The sequence below is a fragment of the Bacillus sp. MRMR6 genome (genome assembly GCF_001940785.1).
Lineage (GTDB): Bacteria > Bacillota > Bacilli > Bacillales > Cytobacillaceae > Neobacillus.
Genome location: NZ_MSLS01000002.1, coordinates 191,369 through 209,752, shown reverse-complemented (window position 1 = coordinate 209,752; position 18,384 = coordinate 191,369). Strand labels below are relative to the sequence as shown.

Below are 18,384 nucleotides of genomic sequence, written 5' to 3'. Positions count from 1 at the left end.
AAAAAAGTAACCTCAAGCACAATTACTGGAGGTTACTTTTTTTCGTCAACTAAGCAGCTACATCCCGCTTTTTAAACACAAGGAATGCCAATAGCTGAAAAATCGAAAAATAAATGAACAGCATGATGAGGGAGAACGACATTGTCATCCCCTCGACAAGTGGAGCACCTTCTACATATTGCATTAGATTGGTATTTGCAAATAAGCTGTATTTGGCCCAATCATACCTTAAGGAAATAATTGCAGTAAAGGTGGAACCGGTAAACATTAAGAATAATGACAGTCCAATTGCGATCGAGCCGCTCCTAAAAACAGATGAAATCATGAACGCCATTGTGGCTAGCATGATCATTTCAACTGAGCTCAGCCCATAGTGAATGAATAAATGAACAACGATGTTTTGCTCTACTACTTTTCCATCTACATAATTTAAATAAGGAAGCGGGCTTGCCGGCGCACCGAAGAGGATGGCTCCGACGAGAGCGGAAAACCCAAACAAAACGACCAACATAAATATGGCAAACAATAATACCATAATATATTTTGATAATAAGATCTTCGTTCGATTAATCGGCCGAATTAATAGTAACTTGATTGTCCCCCAGTTAAACTCACTTGCAACGATCCCTGAGGAAATAATAATTGTAAAGACTCCCGCTAGTAAAATTAACTCAGAGCTTTCTTTTACAAACGTCCAGACATTATATTTTTCCCGAAAAGGAATGTCATGCTCTAGCCGGTATTCATTTATCGCAATTTGCTGTTTATAATAATCCTGCTCCATCTTCACTCGACTTGATTCCAGCTGTCTTTGTAAAGCTTGATTCTCTTGCTGAAGCACCTGTTTCCAATTTCCCTCTTCCTGATTTGGAATCGCACTTACGTCTTGGTATTTAATAAAACCACTGCTGACTGCTATGATCAGCAAGACAATTCCGATCATGACATACGTTCCGGTTCTTCTGAAAACTTTCATCCATTCATTTCGTATTAAATTAACCATTGTTTTCTACCCCCTTGTCTCCCGTAACTTCAAGGAAGCGGTCTTCCAATGTTTTTGAAACTTCCTTTATACCAAAAATCTCAATATCCTCTGAAACAAACAAGTTAACAAGCTTTGGCACTTCTGACTTCGTTATTTCAACAATTATTCCGTTTCGAGAACGATTAGCTGCAATAGAAGGATAGCTGGTTTGCAGGACTAGCAACGCCTTGTCAATAGGGAGTACCTCAAATTCAAAACGTGCGTCCTTATCTTGTACAAAATCTTCGACCAACTGGACATCGACCAGTTTTCCATTTTGGATAATGCCAATCCGGTCACACATCATTTCCATTTCTGAAAGCATGTGGCTGGAAACAATAACGGCCATCCCTTTTTCTCTTGCAAGAAAACGGATATGATCACGAATTTCTCTTATACCCGCTGGGTCTAGACCATTGGTTGGTTCATCTAATATTAGCACCTTCGGATCATGTAATAGGCATTGAGCTAAGCCTAATCTCTGCCTCATCCCTAAAGAGTAGGTTTTAACCTTATCATGAATCCGGTCTGTTAAGCCAACGAGCTCCACGACTTCACTGATTTTTTCCTTCGTGATTCCTTTTGTCATCCGCGCATAATGAACAAGATTTTGCTGCCCGCTTAAAAATTTGTACATTTCTGGGTTTTCAACGATTGCCCCTATCGGTCTCACCGCATCTTCAAACTTGGTTTGGATACTTGAACCATCAATGATGATATCGCCGGAGGTAACGCCCATAAGCCCGACTATCATGCGAATCGTTGTTGTTTTACCAGCACCATTAGGGCCGAGGAAGCCAAAAACCTCTCCTTTATAAACCTCAAAACTAATTTCATCTATAATAGTTCTGCCTTTGATTACTTTTGTGACATCTTTTAGTGTAATAATGGATTCCAACGTATTGCTCCCCTCTCATGCCATTTTTCTCCTGTAAAAAGTGTACCTTATAATAGGTGAATTTTCCTTAAAAATATGGCTCTGTTCCTATACGGGTTTTAAGTGACCTCTTTGGCTGGAGTTTTTCTTAATCAGGTCACTTATTCGAATAGCCCCTTCTAGTACCCCAAAAAACAAAAAAATCCCGAACATTTATGTCCAGGATTCTCGAATTATTTTTTCTCATCAGATACTCGGTTTATTTTGATGTCAGAGAGTATTTCTTTAACAACATAGCTTGCCATAATGAGTCCACAAGCAGATGGTACAAAAGCATTTGATGAAGGTGGCATTTGGGCCTTACGAATTGGGGCATTTTCATTCCCTACTTCTTTCCGAACATCCTCGCGAATCACAATTGGGCTTTCATCAGAAAAGACAACTGGAATTCCCTTAAGGATTCGATCTTTACGCAGTTTAGTCCGAATAACCTTTGCAAGTGGGTCTGTGTGAGTTTTTGATATATCAGCAATGCGGAAGCGTGTTGGATCCATTTTATTAGCAGCACCCATACTTGAAATGATTGGGATCTTCCTCTTTAGGCATTCTTTCATTAAGTGAATTTTATAGATAATGGTATCAGAAGCATCAACCACAAAGTCTAAACCGTAACTAAAAAATTCTTCAAATGTCTCTTCTGTATAAAACATTTTCAAAGCGATGACTTCACAATCAGGATTAATATCCTTGATTCGCTCTTTCATAAGGTCCGCTTTTGGTTTTCCCACAGTGGAAAGTAGTGCAATAAGCTGGCGGTTTACATTGGTTATATCAACATTATCCTTGTCCACCAACACTAAACGTCCTACACCTGAACGGGCCAGTGCTTCGGCAGCAAAGGACCCGACGCCCCCAATTCCTAAAACAGCAACCGTGCTGTTTTTCATTTTATCTAGTCCTTCTTTTCCAATGGCAAGTTCATTACGAGAAAATTGATGCAGCATAGGATCCTCCATATTTCAGTTCGAATTCATTTTATTATCTATCATTATCATTTACCCTAAAAAAATATAACATACCTATCTATAAAAACAAGTATCCTAATAGGAATTGTATAAATAATCCACAAAAAATAAAAATAGCCCCCTGCTATGCAGGAGACTATTTTTATAAGGGTCCCAATGATGCCGTCGCTCTTAGTTCCTTCTTTTGATCCCGCATCTGAGCAGGTGGGTGTCCTGTTCTTGGTATTTGTAAGTCCCTTTTACCGTATAGGTTGGGGCATTTACGCAACCAGGAAACTAAAGACTCCCGAAGAAATAATGTTGGTCAAAAGTTAGGTAATACAACGCACATTTCAGGACACTTATTGATTGGTTTTATAATAACATAAAATCGAAAGCCCATCAAGTATTTATGAAAGCGTTTCATTACCCTTTATTTGGTAGATTTAGTGACAAATTGAGTTCTTTTAATTGTGCCTCTGATACTTCTCCTGGCGCATTTGTCAACAAACAGCTTGCACTAGCCGTCTTCGGAAACGCGATGGTGTCCCTTAAGTTTGTGCTGCCAGCAAGGAGCATAACGAGACGGTCTAAGCCTAGCGCAATCCCGCCATGTGGCGGTGTACCATATTCAAATGCATTTAATAGGAATCCGAATTGTTCCTTTGCTTCCTCTGGAGTGAAGCCAAGAATACTAAACATTTTTTCCTGAACCGCGCGTTCAAAAATTCTTAGTGAACCGCCACCAAGTTCATAACCGTTCAGAACAAGGTCATAGGCTTGGGCACGCACTTTTGAAGGGTCAGAATCCAAAAATTCTAGGTCTTCTCTAACAGGCATCGTAAATGGATGATGCGCCGCATAATAACGGCCTTCCTCCTCATCATACTCTAAAAGCGGCCAATCCGTTATCCATAAGAATTGGAACAGGCTTTGATCAATTAATTCTAATTCTTTACCTAGCCTCATTCTCAGGGCACCAAGGGCGTCGGCCACAACATTCTTCTTGTCAGCGACAAATAACAATAAATCACCGTCTGTCGCTTCTAAAGTAGAAACGAGGGCATTCGCTTCTTCGCCAGCAAAGAATTTAGCAATTGGTCCTTTTAGTCCTTCTGCATCTACCTTAAGCCAAGCTAAGCCTTTGGCACCATACACCGCAACAAACTCTGTTAAAGCATCAATATCCTTACGTGAATACTTATCAGCAGCACCTTTAACATTGATTGCTTTCACTTGCCCGCCATTTGCAACTGCAGCGGAAAATACTTTAAAGCCAGAATCTTGTACAATCTCTGAAAGGTCCACAAGTTCAAGGCCAAAACGGGTATCCGGCTTGTCAGAACCAAATCGGCTCATTGCTTCATCGTAGGACAATCTTGGGAAAGCTGCTGGAATATCAACACCTTTTACTTCCTTCATTAATCCAGTCATCATACTTTCCATCATGCTCATAATATCTTCTTGACTTAAGAAGCTTGTTTCAATATCAATTTGTGTAAATTCAGGCTGACGGTCTGCACGCAAGTCTTCGTCCCGGAAACAGCGGGCAATTTGGTAGTAACGCTCAATGCCGCCTACCATAAGTAGCTGCTTAAATAATTGCGGTGATTGCGGCAATGCATAAAACTCACCAGGATGAACTCGGCTTGGAACTAAGTAGTCACGAGCGCCTTCTGGTGTACTTTTTGTTAAAATAGGTGTTTCGATATCTAAGAAGCCTTCAGAATCTAAGAAGTCTCTGATTTTCTTTGTTACTTGGTGGCGCATTTTTAATGTTTCAAAAATAGCCGGACGTCTGAAATCTAAATAGCGATATTTTAGACGGACATCTTCTGAAGCATCTGTTTTATTAGAAATCATAAACGGGGGTGTTTTTGCCTCGTTGATGATGGTTACCTTTTCAACATACACTTCAATTGTTCCCGTTTTTAAGTTTGGGTTCACTGTAGAAGTATCACGTGCCACCACTTTCCCTTGAATATCAAGAACATATTCATTCCGAATACTTTCAGCTATTTCCAGAGCATCCTTTGATGTATCTGGATTAAAAACAACCTGAACAATTCCTGTACGGTCACGAAGGTCGATGAAAATGAGACCTCCTAGATCCCGGCGTTTTTGAACCCAGCCTTTTAATGTTACTTCTTCCCCAATTGCGGTCTCGGGAACCTCACCGCAGAAAAATGATCTACCGTACATAAATAAATTCGCTCCTTACTCTCTCAATTCTTTGAATTGCTGTACAAAATCTGCTAAGTCCACTTCTACTTGTTCACCTGTAGCCATATTTTTAAGATTAATTTTATTATTCTTCAGTTCCGTGTCGCCAAGAACAGCAACAAACTTTGCTTTAAGGCGATCGGCTGATTTAAACTGTGCTTTAATTTTTCGATCCAGATAATCTCTCTCAGCTGAAAAGCCAGCCAGACGCAGCTGCTGCAATAGACCCACTGTGTAGTCCTTGGCTTCTTCTCCTAGTGCTGCTAGGTAGCAATCGATTTCTTCATTAATTTCAAGCTCGACCCCTTCAGCTTTCAGTGCAGCAATAAACCGTTCAATACTAAGCGCAAAGCCAATTCCCGGAGTTTCCGGTCCGCCGATTTCCTCTGCTAAGCCGTTATATCTGCCGCCCCCGCACAAGGTTGTAATCGCTCCAAAGCCTTCCGCATCGCTCATGATTTCAAATGCCGTGTGGTTATAGTAATCTAAACCACGCACCAAGTTCGGATCAACAACAAACGGAACGTCTAATTGAGTTAAATACGCCTGTAATTTTTCAAAATAGTTTTTTGAAAAATCATTCAAGTAATCAATAATGGACGGTGATGATTTCATTAACTCGTGATCATGGTCTTGCTTGCAGTCCAATATTCTCAACGGATTTTTTTCAAGACGATTTTGACAGTCGTTGCAAAACTCATCAATCCGCGGTTTAAAGTGATCAACTAATGCATTACGGTGAGCGGTCCGGCTGTCTTTATCTCCGAGGCTGTTCACCACCAGCTTTAGTTTCTTAAGGCCCATTTCCCTGTAAAGGTTCATGGCAAGGGAGATAACCTCTGCATCAATTGCTGGGTCATTACTGCCAAGCGCCTCGATACCGAACTGTACAAACTGACGGAAGCGGCCTGCCTGCGGACGTTCGTAACGGAACATCGGTCCCATATAATAAAGCTTTACTGGCTGGTTTGGATAACCAAACATCTTCTTCTCAACGAAAGACCTTACAACCGCTGCCGTCCCCTCCGGTCGAAGCGTAATACTCCTGCCCCCTCGGTCCTCGAAGGTATACATTTCCTTCTGAACAATGTCAGTCGTATCTCCTACACCTCGTAAAAAAAGATCGGTATGCTCAAAAATAGGTGTCCTAATTTCTTGATATTGATATTTTTCACAAAGCTCTCGCGCTTTGGCTTCAATCAGCTGCCATTTTTCTACCTCGCCAGGCAGAATGTCTTGAGTACCTCTCGGAATGCTAATCGACATGGCTAATTCCTCCCTTTGTTTTTTATGTAAATGAGTATTTTTATAAAATAAAAAAACTCCCGTCCCTTGTATTAAATACAAGGGACGAGAGTTTAGATCCCGCGGTGCCACCCTAGTTGAAGCGCTAAAAAAGCACTTCCTCTTTTACAGTTAACGCCTGCTCACGTTCTTCTCCTACTAAGCCCGAGCTGTTTCAGAGAGAAGCCTTCGGAGTGTTCATTCATTAAGTATCATGTAGAAATGCTTTCAGCCAGGACATTTCTTCTCTTTTCATGTTTTAGCTTAACTACTATGCTCCATCATTGGTTATAACTATTCATTATCCTGCATTAACGGGTAGTAAGATAAAGCCAAAATGCCCGTAAAAGCCCGATTAGTTCAACTAACAATCAGTGGGATAGACCGCAAACTGATTGAAGTTTCACTTTATTTATATTATATTACGGAGCATTGTTGCTGTTGTCAAGCAGGTTTTAGCCTCTTTCTAAATGTTTTTTTAACTTTCTAACATCACCAATTGTCAATCCAAATTCAGACGCTAATTCATATGAGGTATTATTCTGTTCCTTTTGAATAAAATCATGAAAATCAACGCCAAATAGTCTGCTGTCCATTGATTGAATATTCATTCCCTTTTCACTAGCTCTCATCACACTCACCTCGTTCTCATCTTCTATCACTATTATTTCCAGTAGATTAAAAAACTTTCATGTGATTTGAGATTTTCATTTTAGCCGTTTTTTGACAATAAAGGAATGATTTTCAGCCATATTTACGGTAGAATAATAGGAAAGTGGTAAGGGGGGAGTAGATGACCAAGAAGATTAGCCTTCTTTTATTATGTTTATCCTTGATCCTCGGAGGTTTTTTACCTGTGGAAAAAACGTTGGCGGCAAATGCTACTATAACAATTGCAGCTGAGACGGTGAATATCCGAAGTGGACCTGGATTGAGCTATAAGCTTGTGAAGCAGGTAAAGAAGGGTGAAAAATTCATATTCAAAAAAGAACAGGGCGATTGGATTGAAATTGAGCTTTCAATTGGAAAAACCGGCTGGGTTGCTAACTGGGTTGTTACAAAAACAGGAGGCGAAAGTACACCCCCTTCTGGAACATCCATGAAAGCTACGGCTAAAGCCAATACGGATCAATTGCGAGTCCGCTCCGGTCCTGGAACAAACTTCCGCATTATTGGTAATTTAACTAAAGGACAAGCTATCACCGTACTTGCTGAAAATGAAAACTGGTTAAAAATTGAAGCTTCTTTTGGGGAAGGCTGGGTTTCAAGGCAGTATGTTGATATGAAGAGTACAACGAAGACAACCACTACTAAGACAGATCCCAACAGTATTGCGAATACAAAAGGGATGGTTACTGCTTTGTTAAATGTCCGTGATAAGCCTTCGTCTTCAAGTACTGTTGTTGGCAAGGTGGCAAGCGGCACGTCTATTAAGATTTTTTCCAAACAGAGCAATTGGCTGGAAATAGAGTTTAATGGGCAAAAAGCTTGGGTTAGTGCTGATTATGTTCAAACTGGCGAAAAAACTTCACAGGTCTCGGGTGGCAGTGGACCGATTGGAACGGTAACAGCAAGCAATCTAAGTGTACGAACTGATCCTTCGCTGGATTCTAGTGTCATCGGCTCTATTCAACAGGGGCAAACCTTTACGATAGTAGACGAAAAGAATAACTGGGTAAAAATCGAATACAAGCCGGGGACCTTCGGCTGGGCTGCAGGCTGGTACTTCAGCAAAGGTCAAAGTAAATCAACTGCCGCACCGAATGATAGTAAAATCACCATCTTACATAATGGGACAAATATAAGAAGCTCTGCCGATGGACAAGCCTCTGTACTCCTGAGAGCAAATGAGGGAGAGAGCTTTGCGATTAAAAGTGTAAAGAATGATTGGTATGAAATCACACTTGCAAATGGAGTCAGCGGATATGTAGCCGGATGGATTGTTACAACAAATACCTCTAGCTCTAGAATTGAAAAACAAGGTGCAGGAAGCTACTTAAAATATAAGACCATTGTCATTGATCCTGGGCATGGCGGTATTGATAACGGGGCTACAGGTGTTAATGGCACGCTTGAAAAAGAATTAACATTAAGAACAGCAAAGCTTCTCTCGGATAAGCTAAAGGCCGCTGGTGCGACTGTTTTTCTAACAAGAAGCAACGATTCGTTCCTTCCTCTTCCATCAAGGGTAAGAATTGCCAGCATCCACCAGGCAGATGCGTTTATTAGTTTGCATTATGATAGCAATTTAAACAGAAGTGTCAGAGGCATGACAGGCTATTATTATCATTCTTATCAAAAGCAACTTGCCGAGTATGTATACAATGCTGCCAATGCACAAACAAAGCTGAAAAGCCGAGGTGTCCGCCAAGGCAATTACCATGTCATTCGAGAAAATCGACAGCCAAGTGTCTTAATGGAACTGGGCTATCTTAGTAATTTAGATGAAGAAATGATGATGAGAACCGGACAGTTTCAAGAAAATGCAGCAACTGGTCTATTTAATGGACTAGCACGTTACTTTAAAGAGATGTAGGGGCAGGGCTAGCCGTTCGTTTTAGTGCGGCTAGTTTTTTGTTTCTTCTATCCGATAGTATTTCTTGCCATCCGATAGTATTTCCACGCTATCCGATAGTAATTCTCGCTATCCGATAGTATTTCCAGCTATCCGATAGTATTTCTCGCCATCCGATAGTATTTCCACGCCATCCGATAGTATTTCCAGCCATCCGATAGTATTTCCAGCCATCCGATAGTATTTCCACGCCATCCGATAGTATTTCCACGCCATCCGATAGTATTTCTCGCCATCCGATAGTATTTCTCGCCATCCGATAGTATTTCCAGCTATCCGATAGTATTTCTCGCCATCCGATAGTATTTCCAGCTATCCGATAGTATTTCTCGCCATCCGATAGTATTTCCAGCTATCCGATAGTATTTCTCGCCATCCGATAGTATTTCTAAATATCGACAACTAATTCCGGCCATCCGCAACTAAAACACGCCACACCCGCAACTAAACCCCCGCCCCCACCACCAAATACAAAAAAGCTCGGCACCCATGATTGTGCCAAGCTCTCTTATGATTTACTTTCTAAAATTAAGGTAACAGGTCCGTCGTTGATCAACTGAACATCCATCATTTTGCCGAAACGGCCGGTTTCTACTTTAACCCCTTTTTCACCTAAAAGACTGTTAAACGTTTCGTAGAGCTCCCGCGCCTGGTCTGGTCGAGCGGCCTCCATGAAATTAGGCCTTCTCCCTTTCCGGCAATCGCCATATAAAGTGAATTGAGATATAGAAAGAATTTCACCGCCGCCGACATCTAATAAAGAATGATTCATTTTTTCAGCCTCATCTTCAAAAATGCGGAGGTTAACTACTTTATCGGCTAAATAAGTAGCATCCGCTTCTGTATCCTGATGTGTCACACCGACAAGCAGAACTAGACCCTTTGTGATTTCACCGGTCACTTCACCTGCTACCGTGACTTTGGCATTCTTACTGCGCTGTACGACAACTCGCATACTAGAACTCCTTAATTCATAATTCGGCGAACCGAATAAATATCTGGAATTTGTTTAATTCTTTCAACCACTTTTTGCAGGTGGCTTACATTGTGAATGGCGATGGACATGCTGATCGTCGCCATTTTATTACGATCAGATTTGCCGGATACAGCGGAAATATTAGTTTTCGTCTCATTGACAGCCTGTAAGACCTCGTTTAATAGTCCGCGGCGATCATACCCGCTAATTTCAATATCAACATTGTATTCCTTGCGGTCATTCAAAGAAGATTCCCATTCAACTGGAATTAAACGTGATTGCGCATCATTGGAGTCAATGTTTGTACAATCTCCCCGGTGCACAGATACACCGCGGCCTTTCGTAATAAAACCAACGATTTCATCTCCCGGAACCGGATTACAGCAACGTGATAACCGGATTAAAAGATTATCGATTCCTGAGACTCTAACACCTGACTCTCGCTTTTTTGTCTGAGGAAATGCTTTTAAATCAGTAATCGCATTCGTTATGGTAGCAGATTGCTCCTTATCTCGCTTTTTACGCCACTTTTCCGTTAATCGGTTTGCGACTTGAAGGGCTGTTACTCCGTTGTAACCAACGGCTGCATACATATCATCTTCACTAGAGAAGTTAAACTTATCAGCCACCTTCTTCAAATTCTCAGTGGTTAAAATTTCCTTCAGATCAAATTCCATGACACGAATTTCTTTTTCAACAAGCTCCCTACCCTTATCAACATTTTCATCACGGCGCTGCTTCTTAAAGAATGCCCTGATTTTATTTTTGGCCTGAGAGGTTTGAGCAAGCTTTAGCCAATCCTGACTCGGACCGTAAGAATGTTTGGAGGTGAGGATTTCAACAATGTCACCTGTCTTCAGTTGGTAATCAAGGGTTACCATTTTTCCATTAACCTTTGCCCCAATTGTCTTATTCCCAATTTCAGAGTGAATCCGGTAGGCAAAATCTATTGGAACAGAACCAGCCGGCATTTCAATCACATCACCTTTTGGCGTAAACACAAAAACCATGTCAGAGAACAAATCAATCTTTAATGATTCCATGAACTCCTCGGCATTGGCTGTATCGTTCTGGAAATCAAGTATCTCTCTGAACCAAGTCAGCTTTTGTTCAAAGGTCGAGCTATCGCTAATCGCTTTTCCTTCTTTATAGGCCCAATGGGCGGCAATCCCGAATTCAGCTATGTGGTGCATTTCGGAAGTACGAATCTGGACCTCAAGCGGGTCACCCTTTGGCCCAATAACCGTTGTATGGAGCGATTGATACATATTTGGTTTCGGCATCGCAATATAATCTTTAAACCTGCCAGGCATCGGCTTCCAGCACGTATGAATAATACCTAGAACCGCATAACAGTCCTTGATACTGTTCACAACAATTCTTACCGCCAGCAAATCATAAATTTCACTAAATTGCTTATTTTGCAGGGCCATTTTTCGATAGATACTGTAAATATGTTTCGGACGCCCTGAAAGTTCTGCCTTAATGGAGACTTCACCCATGCGATTCTTGACTTCCTCGATTACATCGACTAGATACTGCTCCCGTTCCGCACGTTTCTTTTTCATTAAGTTTACAATCCGGTAATATTGCTGTGGATTCAAATACCTTAATGCAGTATCCTCTAACTCCCATTTAATCTTAGAAATTCCAAGACGATGTGCCAAAGGGGCAAAGATTTCAAGTGTCTCATTTGAGATACGACGCTGCTTTTCAACCGGAAGATGCTTGAGTGTCCTCATATTATGCAAACGGTCTGCAAGCTTTATCAAAATAACCCGGATATCCTGGGCCATGGCCACAAACATTTTCCGGTGATTCTCTGCCTGTTGTTCCTCGTGCGATTTGTATTTAATTTTCCCTAGTTTCGTTACCCCGTCGACAAGCATCGACACTTCGTCATTAAATGCAGTTTCGATGTCTTTTAACGTAACATCTGTATCTTCAACGACGTCATGTAGAAAACCAGCAGCAACTGTTGCAGGATCCATCTCCAAATCGGCTAATATTCCAGCAACCTGTATGGGATGAATAATGTAGGGTTCCCCTGATTTTCTATATTGTTCACGATGAGAATGCTTAGCAAATTCATATGCCTTTTTTACTAACTCGACATGCTCGTCGTTTAAGTAAGCTCTCGTCTTGTCGATGACTTGCTCGGCAGATAACACTTGATCATTCGCCATTAAAATCACCTTTTATTTTCGTCTCTTTTTAAATAAAATAATTGTTACTATCGATACTAGTTATATTTTTGTAATTGTTACTATTATCGAAAAAAAAAGCCAAGATGTAAAGGGATAGCTATCTAAATTTCGTATTTTCCAAAAATATTGTCGAATTTGATAGGATTTCCACCAAAAAATGCTGTTTATCTATAGCAAGAGAGCACTCATTTAAAGAGTGCTCTCAAATCTTATTGTCCCCACGATGTACAGTGTTTTCTAATATTTCATCAACGTTAAAATGTCATAATTGTCTAGCTTGTTTCGGCCATCTAGGTATGACAATTCAATAAGGAAGGCAATTCCAGCAACCACGCCGCCAAGTTCTTCAACCAGCTTGATTGTTGCTTCAATTGTACCGCCAGTCGCTAATAAATCATCGGTAATTAATACTCTCTGACCTGGTTTAATCGCATCTTTATGGATGGTAAGGACATCCTTGCCATATTCCAAGCCATAGCTCATTTTAACCGTTTCGCGAGGAAGCTTACCTTCTTTACGTACCGGCGCAAAGCCTACACCAAGTGAATAAGCAACTGGGCAGCCGATAATAAAACCACGAGCTTCAGGTCCAACGACAAGGTCAATTTGTTTTTCCTTTGCATATGATACGATTTGATCTGTAGCATATTTGTATGCTTCACCGTTATCCATTAGCGTGGTGATATCTTTAAACTTAATACCCGGCTTTGGCCAATCCTCCACAATTGTTATAAATTGTTTTAAGTCCATTCTTTTATTGCCTCCTCAATTTCAACTGATTCTTCCAAAACAGAATCGAACCAGCTCTTTAATTGCTGAAAGGATGAGAACAACAAATCCCTTTCAAGTGCATATTGAGCCTGCTTCGTTTGATAGGTAATGGAATCAGTTAGGTCACGCTTATGCGTTGGTTTATTCAATGAAATAAGTCCATTGTTTATTGTAACAAAATCTAGTTCAGAAAACACCTTTGACATGAAAGTAATCGTTTCCTGTGACCAGCCGCGATTCATGGCAATTTCCTGACCATAGCGGGCTAAGTCAATCGGACCTTTTTTCAATAAAAAGGCATAATACCACTTAAAATGATCACGAGTCGGCACGGTACTGAAGAAGTCACTATTTTCTTTATAAAAATAAGTATAGATCCGTGCTGGACGTTTTCCTTTCAGCAACCGGTACAACATTTCTTTAGATGGCGGCAGATCGACTAAAGCAATATTGGCATGATCCGCTTCGAAAGCTTCCGCCTCTTCAAGAGTCTCTATCAAACTTACCTCATTTTGAATATTAACTTCGACTTTTCCAAGCTGCTCCTTGTTAAAAACAACATATTTACGGTTTTCATTTGGGATGTGGCTGACCATGTTGCTCAGTCGTTTTACTCCACGGTGATCGAATAATTGCCAAGACTCAACCGCAATGTCCTGGATAAAAATTTGTGGTTTACGGATATTATTCCATTCATTGACCGCTAATTCACCTATTAAAGAAATTTTTGCTGCTAGTGAAATTTGGTCAGCGAGTGTTCCTAAACCAAACCCAATTCCATCTAGGCTTGAACCATTTTCATTCACCAAAACCTTTAAATGGTTTTGCTCACTGCCTATTTTTCTCATAGAAGTAATTTGCACACCATTTATCAGCACTTTGGGTTTAGGGTTGTCCATTCCAAAAGGAGAAAGAAGATTTAGTTCCTCCAGAACTGATAAATTAACTGCTTCCAAATTAATTTCATGGTCAAGCGCTGTGACAGGGACAAAATCTTCCTCTGTTAACTGCTCGTTAGCCAATTCATTTAGGCGGGAACGAAGCTCTGCGACATCCTCTAGATTTAAGGTCATACCAGCAGCCATAGGATGTCCGCCGAAATGTGGTAAAATATCGCGACAAGTAGATAGGTTTTTAAATAAATCGAAGCCTGGAATACTGCGTGCTGACCCTTTTGCCAACCCTTTTTCCTTGTCAAAGCTCAATACAATCGTTGGACGGTAGAATTTTTCCACTAGCCTTGAGGCTACAATTCCAATTACACCGGCATTCCAGCCTTCCTTACCAATTACTAGGACAGAATTCGAAGTGGTTGGAAAATACTTTTCCACCTCTTCGATCGCTTCAGTTGTAATTTCATTAACGATTGACTGTCTAGCCCTGTTTAGGGCATCCATTTCCGATGCCAAAGCCTCTGCCTCGATTGGGTCATCTGTAAGCAAAAGCTGGACTGCCATATCAGCGTTTTCTAAACGTCCAACCGCATTAATTCTAGGTGCAAGTGTAAATCCAACGGTTTCTTCATTAATAGACTGCGGCTGAACACCAGCTAACTTGAATATCGCTTTAAGACCGATGTTTCTAGTAACTTTAAGTTTTTCTAATCCTTTTTTTGCAATCAGTCGATTTTCGTCCTTTAAAGACACTAAGTCTGCAATTGTTCCAATTACAGCAATTTCAAACAAGTGCTCTGGAAGCTTTCCATATAAGGCATGCGCTAACTTAAAGGCAACACCTACTCCAGCAAGCTCGCGAAACGGATAAGTACTGTCCGGCAGCTTAGGATGAATAATCGCTAGCGCTTCGGGTAAAACCGGTCCTGGCTCATGGTGATCGGTAATGATTAGATCAATGCCCAGGTCTTTTGCAACATTTGCTTCATGTATAGCAGATATACCTGTATCTACAGTAATAATCAATTTTATTCCAATATCCGCAGCATAACGAAATGCTGATTCGTTTGGGCCGTAGCCTTCCGTAAAACGATTCGGAATATAAAACTGAACATTTGCACCTAATTCCTTCAACGTTATCATTAACACAGTGGTGCTGCTAACACCATCAGCATCGTAATCTCCAAATATTAGAATAGGCTCTTGTTTCTCTATTGCCTCTTGTATTTTGCTGACTGCTATATCCATTCCCTTTAATAAGTACGGGTCATGAAATTGCTCCTGACCAAATAAAAAATACCGTGCAGAATCTGGCGTTTCTAATCCGCGGTTGATAAGCATAGACGCAACAAGTGGCGTTATTTTTAATTCTTTTTCAAGTAGTTCTACTTTTTGCTGATCAGATTTACGAACAATCCATCTCGTTTTCGACTTTAACATGCGTTCACCCCTCAGACTTTACTATTATACAGGAGCGAGTAGAGTTGTTCAATCATTGGTATTTTAAATAGTTGATGAACTCCTGTTGATTGTAACGAAAGATGCTTCGCGCACCTTAAGGAGGCCCGGGGAGCCTCCTCGGCGCTAGCGCCTGCAGGGTCTCCTCTGCCCCTTGTTCCTGTTGAAGTCTCGCACCTTCCGTTCCAATCATGAAAAATAAGAACAACACAACAAAACCGCAGGCTAGCTGCGGTTTAGGAATTTTAAACTTGTGGTTCGTCGGAGTAGTTTCGCTTTTCTTTAACGGTTTTAATGGTACCCTTCTTCTTTAATTCTTTTGCTTTCAGGACCACCCAAAGGTTGGTAGCAATAAAGATAGAAGAATAAACACCAGAGAATAAACCAACAAACAAGGCGATCGAGAAATTACGGATAGATTCACTGCCAAAGAAGATTAACGCGATAACAGTTAAGAATACTGTTAACACAGTGTTAAAGGAGCGTGTCAGCGTTTGACGTACACTCACATTCACGACATCCGCAATATCTTCAAACGTTTTGAGACGTTTTTTCTTCTGCAGATTCTCACGCATGCGGTCAAAGGTAACAATCGTGTCATTAATAGAATAACCGATAATCGTAAGGACGGCTGCAATGAACGTCAAATCGACTTCAAGCCTTGTGATACTAAAGAAGGCTATCATGAAAAATGCATCATGCAGCAAGGAAACAATTGCAGCAACAGCCATCGCCCACTCGAAGCGAATCGTGACATAAATGATAATTCCAATGCTGGCAATGATTAAGGCGATAATAGCATTTTTCGCTAATTCTTTACCGATTGTTGGCGACACGGTACTTACGTTTGGCTCAGCACCAAATTCGTCATCTAAGGCAGCTTTTAATTCAGCAATATCATCCTTTGACAATACCCCTTTAAGTCGGGCAGAGGCCATTTCTTTGTTGTCTCCCGATATAACAATATCATCTGTGTTTATGTCCAACTTGGCAAGGGATTCCTTAACCTTTTCAGTTGTTAATGGTGTGTCAGACAGTACCTCTATTCTAGTGCCGCTTGAAAAGTCAATCGATACATTCAAACGGAATATGAGTAATAAAATAATACCTACGGCTAGAAGGGCACCTGAAATCATGAAAAACAGCTTCCTCACTTTGACAAAATCATATTTGTCCCATCTAGTAGGAAGGTCTAATGTATCCCAATTTTCAGCGATATTTTTAATATCTGCCTGCTTGACACCAAACCAGCCTGGCTTTTTATTTAAGAATCCGCTGTTTACCCAAAGTCCAAGAAAAATACGAGAACCGAAAACAGCTGTAACAAAACTTAAAATAATACTGACTAGTAACATCGTCGCAAAGCCTTTAACTGAGCTTGTCCCATAGAAGAATAGAACAGAAGCAGTTAAAATTGTAGTCAGGTTGGCGTCAACAATGGTTGAAAAAGAGTTCTTGCTTCCAGCTTGGAAAGCAGACTTAGCCGTTCGGCCGACCTTTAGTTCTTCACGAATCCGTTCATAGGTAATGATGTTTGCATCAACGGCCATTCCAACCCCGAGAATTAGGGCAGCAATACCTGGCAGGGTTAAAACACCATTCATCCAATCAAAAACTAATAAAATGAGCCAAATATAAATGGATAGGGTAACCGTCGCAATAAAACCTGGGAATCGGTAGTACACAAGCATAAATAAGAAAACAAGTGCAACCCCAATAATCCCGGCAAAAATTGTTTTATTTAACGCTTGTTCACCAAACTTGGCACCTACAGAAGTTGAATATACTTCAGTCAATTTAACAGGAAGAGCACCTGCATTTAGTAAGGACGCCAGCTGCTGTGCTTCTTCTGCTGTGAAACTTCCCACTATTGAAACTGTGTTTTGATTAAAAATCTCTCTTACAGTTGGCGCAGATAAGAATTTAGGATTCGGCTTGCCAATTTCCTCTTTAAAGGAATCTTTGCCTTCCTCAAAATCAAGCCAAATAACGAGGACGTTATTTGGTGTCATATTAACAATTTCCTCTGTTACTTTTCGGAATGTATCAGCACTCTTTAATTTCAATGAAACACTTGGTGCCCCGTTCTCGTCAAAGGTCTGCTTCGCTCCACCTTCAACCAAGTCAGAACCATCCATCATCAGACGGTCGTTCGCATCACGGAAGGTAAGGTTTGCTTGTGTAGATAAGATTTCACGTGCTTCATTCTGGTCAGTAACACCAGCTAACTGAACACGGATCCGATTTTCACCCTCTATTTGGATACTCGGTTCACTTACACCAATAACATTAATCCGACGGTCAAGTGCTTCTGCGGTACTAACCATCATTTCTCTGTCAACTTTATCTTGACCATCTTTAGCTGGTTCGACCTCATACAAAACTTCAAATCCACCTTGAAGATCCAAACCTAGCTTAATGTCGTTCAAAATGCCTTTTGTTGTGAACCCCATTGTGCTTCCTATTAGGACAACCACTAGCAGGAAAGCAATGATTCTACTGCGCTTAACCATTATGTATAGTTCCTCCTTAATGCTTTTAGAAAAACTTGGCATTCACCAAGTCCTTTAGGCGAATGCCTTCGTTTTTCTTATGCGTTAGGAAAGTATAAATTTGGAAAAACCACACTTTCCTATTAGCAAAAAAAGCAAGGCCCTAGAGCCTTATATAAATATAATAAATAAAGTCATTGCTACCATTATGAAATAAGTTGGAAATACTGTCAATTTAATCTTGGAACCCATTTGTGACGATAGAAAAGATTTATTTCAACAATTCCTTCCAATCATTTTCATTATCAAATGAAAAATCATTATGTTTGTAAGTTTCGATCGTGGTGTAACTTAGGTAATCGCTTACTTTTACTGAGAGGATCTCACCAATAATTTCGTAAAGCTTAATTTCTTGTCTCACCTTTTTCCATTTCTTCTTTGTTAAGTAATTCCAGAGCTCCTTTTTTGAAACGGCGTTATAGCCAAGTAGCTTAAATTCCTCAAGTTTACTGACAATTGCTGGTTCTACCTGTGTTCGAAAATGATCATACGCGTGGCCAATTTCCATTCTAATTTCCTCCCTAGGCTAGTAACATACTC

General features: G+C 40.6%; 14 protein-coding genes, 1 other RNA gene and 1 other annotated feature. Of the genes, 1 reads left to right on the top strand and 14 read right to left on the bottom strand.

Going from position 1 to position 18,384, the window contains the following annotated elements:
* Window positions 1–49: 49 nt before the first annotated feature.
* From BTR25_RS03265 to BTR25_RS27405, 7 genes are all read right to left on the bottom strand, one after another.
* Entirely contained in the window at window positions 50–1,003 is a 954-nt protein-coding gene (locus BTR25_RS03265) for an ABC transporter permease (RefSeq protein ID WP_075686105.1), read from the bottom strand.
* On the bottom strand, window positions 996–1,922 hold the full coding sequence (locus BTR25_RS03260) for an ABC transporter ATP-binding protein (protein WP_075686103.1): 927 nt from the start codon (window positions 1,920–1,922) through the stop codon (window positions 996–998). Before BTR25_RS03260 ends, BTR25_RS03265 begins: the two co-directional genes overlap by 8 nt.
* A gap of 212 nt (window positions 1,923–2,134) precedes the next feature.
* Entirely contained in the window at window positions 2,135–2,905 is a 771-nt protein-coding gene (locus tag BTR25_RS03255; RefSeq protein ID WP_075686101.1) for a tRNA threonylcarbamoyladenosine dehydratase, read from the bottom strand.
* Between the two features lie 167 nt (window positions 2,906–3,072).
* Window positions 3,073–3,268: non-coding RNA, 6S RNA (ssrS, locus tag BTR25_RS03250), on the bottom strand.
* A 63-nt stretch (window positions 3,269–3,331) separates the two neighbouring features.
* A complete protein-coding gene (gene aspS / locus BTR25_RS03245; protein ID WP_075686099.1) occupies window positions 3,332–5,107 on the bottom strand; it encodes an aspartate--tRNA ligase in 1,776 nt (591 codons plus the stop codon).
* A gap of 15 nt (window positions 5,108–5,122) precedes the next feature.
* Window positions 5,123–6,394, bottom strand: a complete 1,272-nt coding sequence (hisS, locus tag BTR25_RS03240; protein WP_075686098.1) for a histidine--tRNA ligase — start codon at window positions 6,392–6,394, stop codon at window positions 5,123–5,125.
* 77 nt (window positions 6,395–6,471) lie between these two features.
* Window positions 6,472–6,706, bottom strand: a binding site (T-box leader).
* A gap of 161 nt (window positions 6,707–6,867) precedes the next feature.
* A complete protein-coding gene (locus BTR25_RS27405; RefSeq protein WP_175596689.1) occupies window positions 6,868–7,044 on the bottom strand; it encodes a hypothetical protein in 177 nt (58 codons plus the stop codon).
* 161 nt (window positions 7,045–7,205) lie between these two features.
* Between BTR25_RS27405 and BTR25_RS03235 the strand changes: the two genes are divergently transcribed.
* Window positions 7,206–8,948, top strand: a complete 1,743-nt coding sequence (locus BTR25_RS03235) for an N-acetylmuramoyl-L-alanine amidase family protein (protein WP_075686096.1) — start codon at window positions 7,206–7,208, stop codon at window positions 8,946–8,948.
* Between the two features lie 88 nt (window positions 8,949–9,036).
* On the opposite strand, the gene BTR25_RS03230 is transcribed toward BTR25_RS03235, so the two are convergent.
* The 7 genes from BTR25_RS03230 to BTR25_RS03200 all read right to left on the bottom strand — a co-directional run bounded on the left by BTR25_RS03230 (window position 9,037) and on the right by BTR25_RS03200 (window position 18,352).
* On the bottom strand, window positions 9,037–9,243 hold the full coding sequence (locus tag BTR25_RS03230; protein WP_075686094.1) for a hypothetical protein: 207 nt from the start codon (window positions 9,241–9,243) through the stop codon (window positions 9,037–9,039).
* A gap of 252 nt (window positions 9,244–9,495) precedes the next feature.
* Window positions 9,496–9,942 (bottom strand): D-aminoacyl-tRNA deacylase, encoded by a 447-nt coding sequence (gene dtd, locus BTR25_RS03225; RefSeq protein WP_075686092.1) that lies wholly within the window; start codon window positions 9,940–9,942, stop codon window positions 9,496–9,498.
* A gap of 11 nt (window positions 9,943–9,953) precedes the next feature.
* On the bottom strand, window positions 9,954–12,149 hold the full coding sequence (locus tag BTR25_RS03220; protein WP_075686090.1) for a RelA/SpoT family protein: 2,196 nt from the start codon (window positions 12,147–12,149) through the stop codon (window positions 9,954–9,956).
* A gap of 258 nt (window positions 12,150–12,407) precedes the next feature.
* Window positions 12,408–12,920 carry an adenine phosphoribosyltransferase gene (locus tag BTR25_RS03215; RefSeq protein WP_075686088.1) on the bottom strand — a complete coding sequence of 171 codons (513 nt, stop codon included), beginning with the start codon at window positions 12,918–12,920 and terminating at the stop codon, window positions 12,408–12,410.
* Window positions 12,911–15,274: a single-stranded-DNA-specific exonuclease RecJ gene (recJ, locus tag BTR25_RS03210; RefSeq protein ID WP_075686087.1), complete on the bottom strand. Its 2,364-nt coding sequence runs from the start codon at window positions 15,272–15,274 to the stop codon at window positions 12,911–12,913. The genes BTR25_RS03215 and recJ overlap by 10 nt, the downstream gene beginning before the upstream one ends.
* 263 nt (window positions 15,275–15,537) lie before the next feature.
* Window positions 15,538–17,805, bottom strand: a complete 2,268-nt coding sequence (gene secDF, locus BTR25_RS03205) for a protein translocase subunit SecDF (RefSeq protein WP_075686085.1) — start codon at window positions 17,803–17,805, stop codon at window positions 15,538–15,540.
* A 250-nt stretch (window positions 17,806–18,055) separates the two neighbouring features.
* Window positions 18,056–18,352, bottom strand: coding sequence for a post-transcriptional regulator (locus tag BTR25_RS03200; RefSeq protein ID WP_075686083.1), 297 nt, complete (start codon window positions 18,350–18,352; stop codon window positions 18,056–18,058).
* Window positions 18,353–18,384 lie beyond the last annotated feature (32 nt).

Bases quoted from the DNA above. Each gene is read 5' to 3' on its own strand.
- BTR25_RS03265 (WP_075686105.1), bottom strand. From the start codon at position 1,003: ATGGTTAATTTAATACGAAATGAATGGATGAAAGTTTTCAGAAGAACC.
- BTR25_RS03215 (WP_075686088.1), bottom strand. From the start codon at position 12,920: ATGGACTTAAAACAATTTATAACAATTGTGGAGGATTGGCCAAAGCCG.
- BTR25_RS03255 (WP_075686101.1), bottom strand. From the start codon at position 2,905: ATGCTGCATCAATTTTCTCGTAATGAACTTGCCATTGGAAAAGAAGGA.
- dtd (WP_075686092.1), bottom strand. From the start codon at position 9,942: ATGCGAGTTGTCGTACAGCGCAGTAAGAATGCCAAAGTCACGGTAGCA.
- aspS (WP_075686099.1), bottom strand. From the start codon at position 5,107: ATGTACGGTAGATCATTTTTCTGCGGTGAGGTTCCCGAGACCGCAATT.
- BTR25_RS03200 (WP_075686083.1), bottom strand. From the start codon at position 18,352: ATGGAAATTGGCCACGCGTATGATCATTTTCGAACACAGGTAGAACCA.
- hisS (WP_075686098.1), bottom strand. From the start codon at position 6,394: ATGTCGATTAGCATTCCGAGAGGTACTCAAGACATTCTGCCTGGCGAG.
- BTR25_RS03235 (WP_075686096.1), top strand. From the start codon at position 7,206: ATGACCAAGAAGATTAGCCTTCTTTTATTATGTTTATCCTTGATCCTC.
- BTR25_RS03220 (WP_075686090.1), bottom strand. From the start codon at position 12,149: ATGGCGAATGATCAAGTGTTATCTGCCGAGCAAGTCATCGACAAGACG.
- secDF (WP_075686085.1), bottom strand. From the start codon at position 17,805: ATGGTTAAGCGCAGTAGAATCATTGCTTTCCTGCTAGTGGTTGTCCTA.
- BTR25_RS03230 (WP_075686094.1), bottom strand. From the start codon at position 9,243: ATGGCGAGAAATACTATCGGATGGCGAGAAATACTATCGGATGGCGTG.
- BTR25_RS27405 (WP_175596689.1), bottom strand. From the start codon at position 7,044: ATGAGAGCTAGTGAAAAGGGAATGAATATTCAATCAATGGACAGCAGA.
- recJ (WP_075686087.1), bottom strand. From the start codon at position 15,274: ATGTTAAAGTCGAAAACGAGATGGATTGTTCGTAAATCTGATCAGCAA.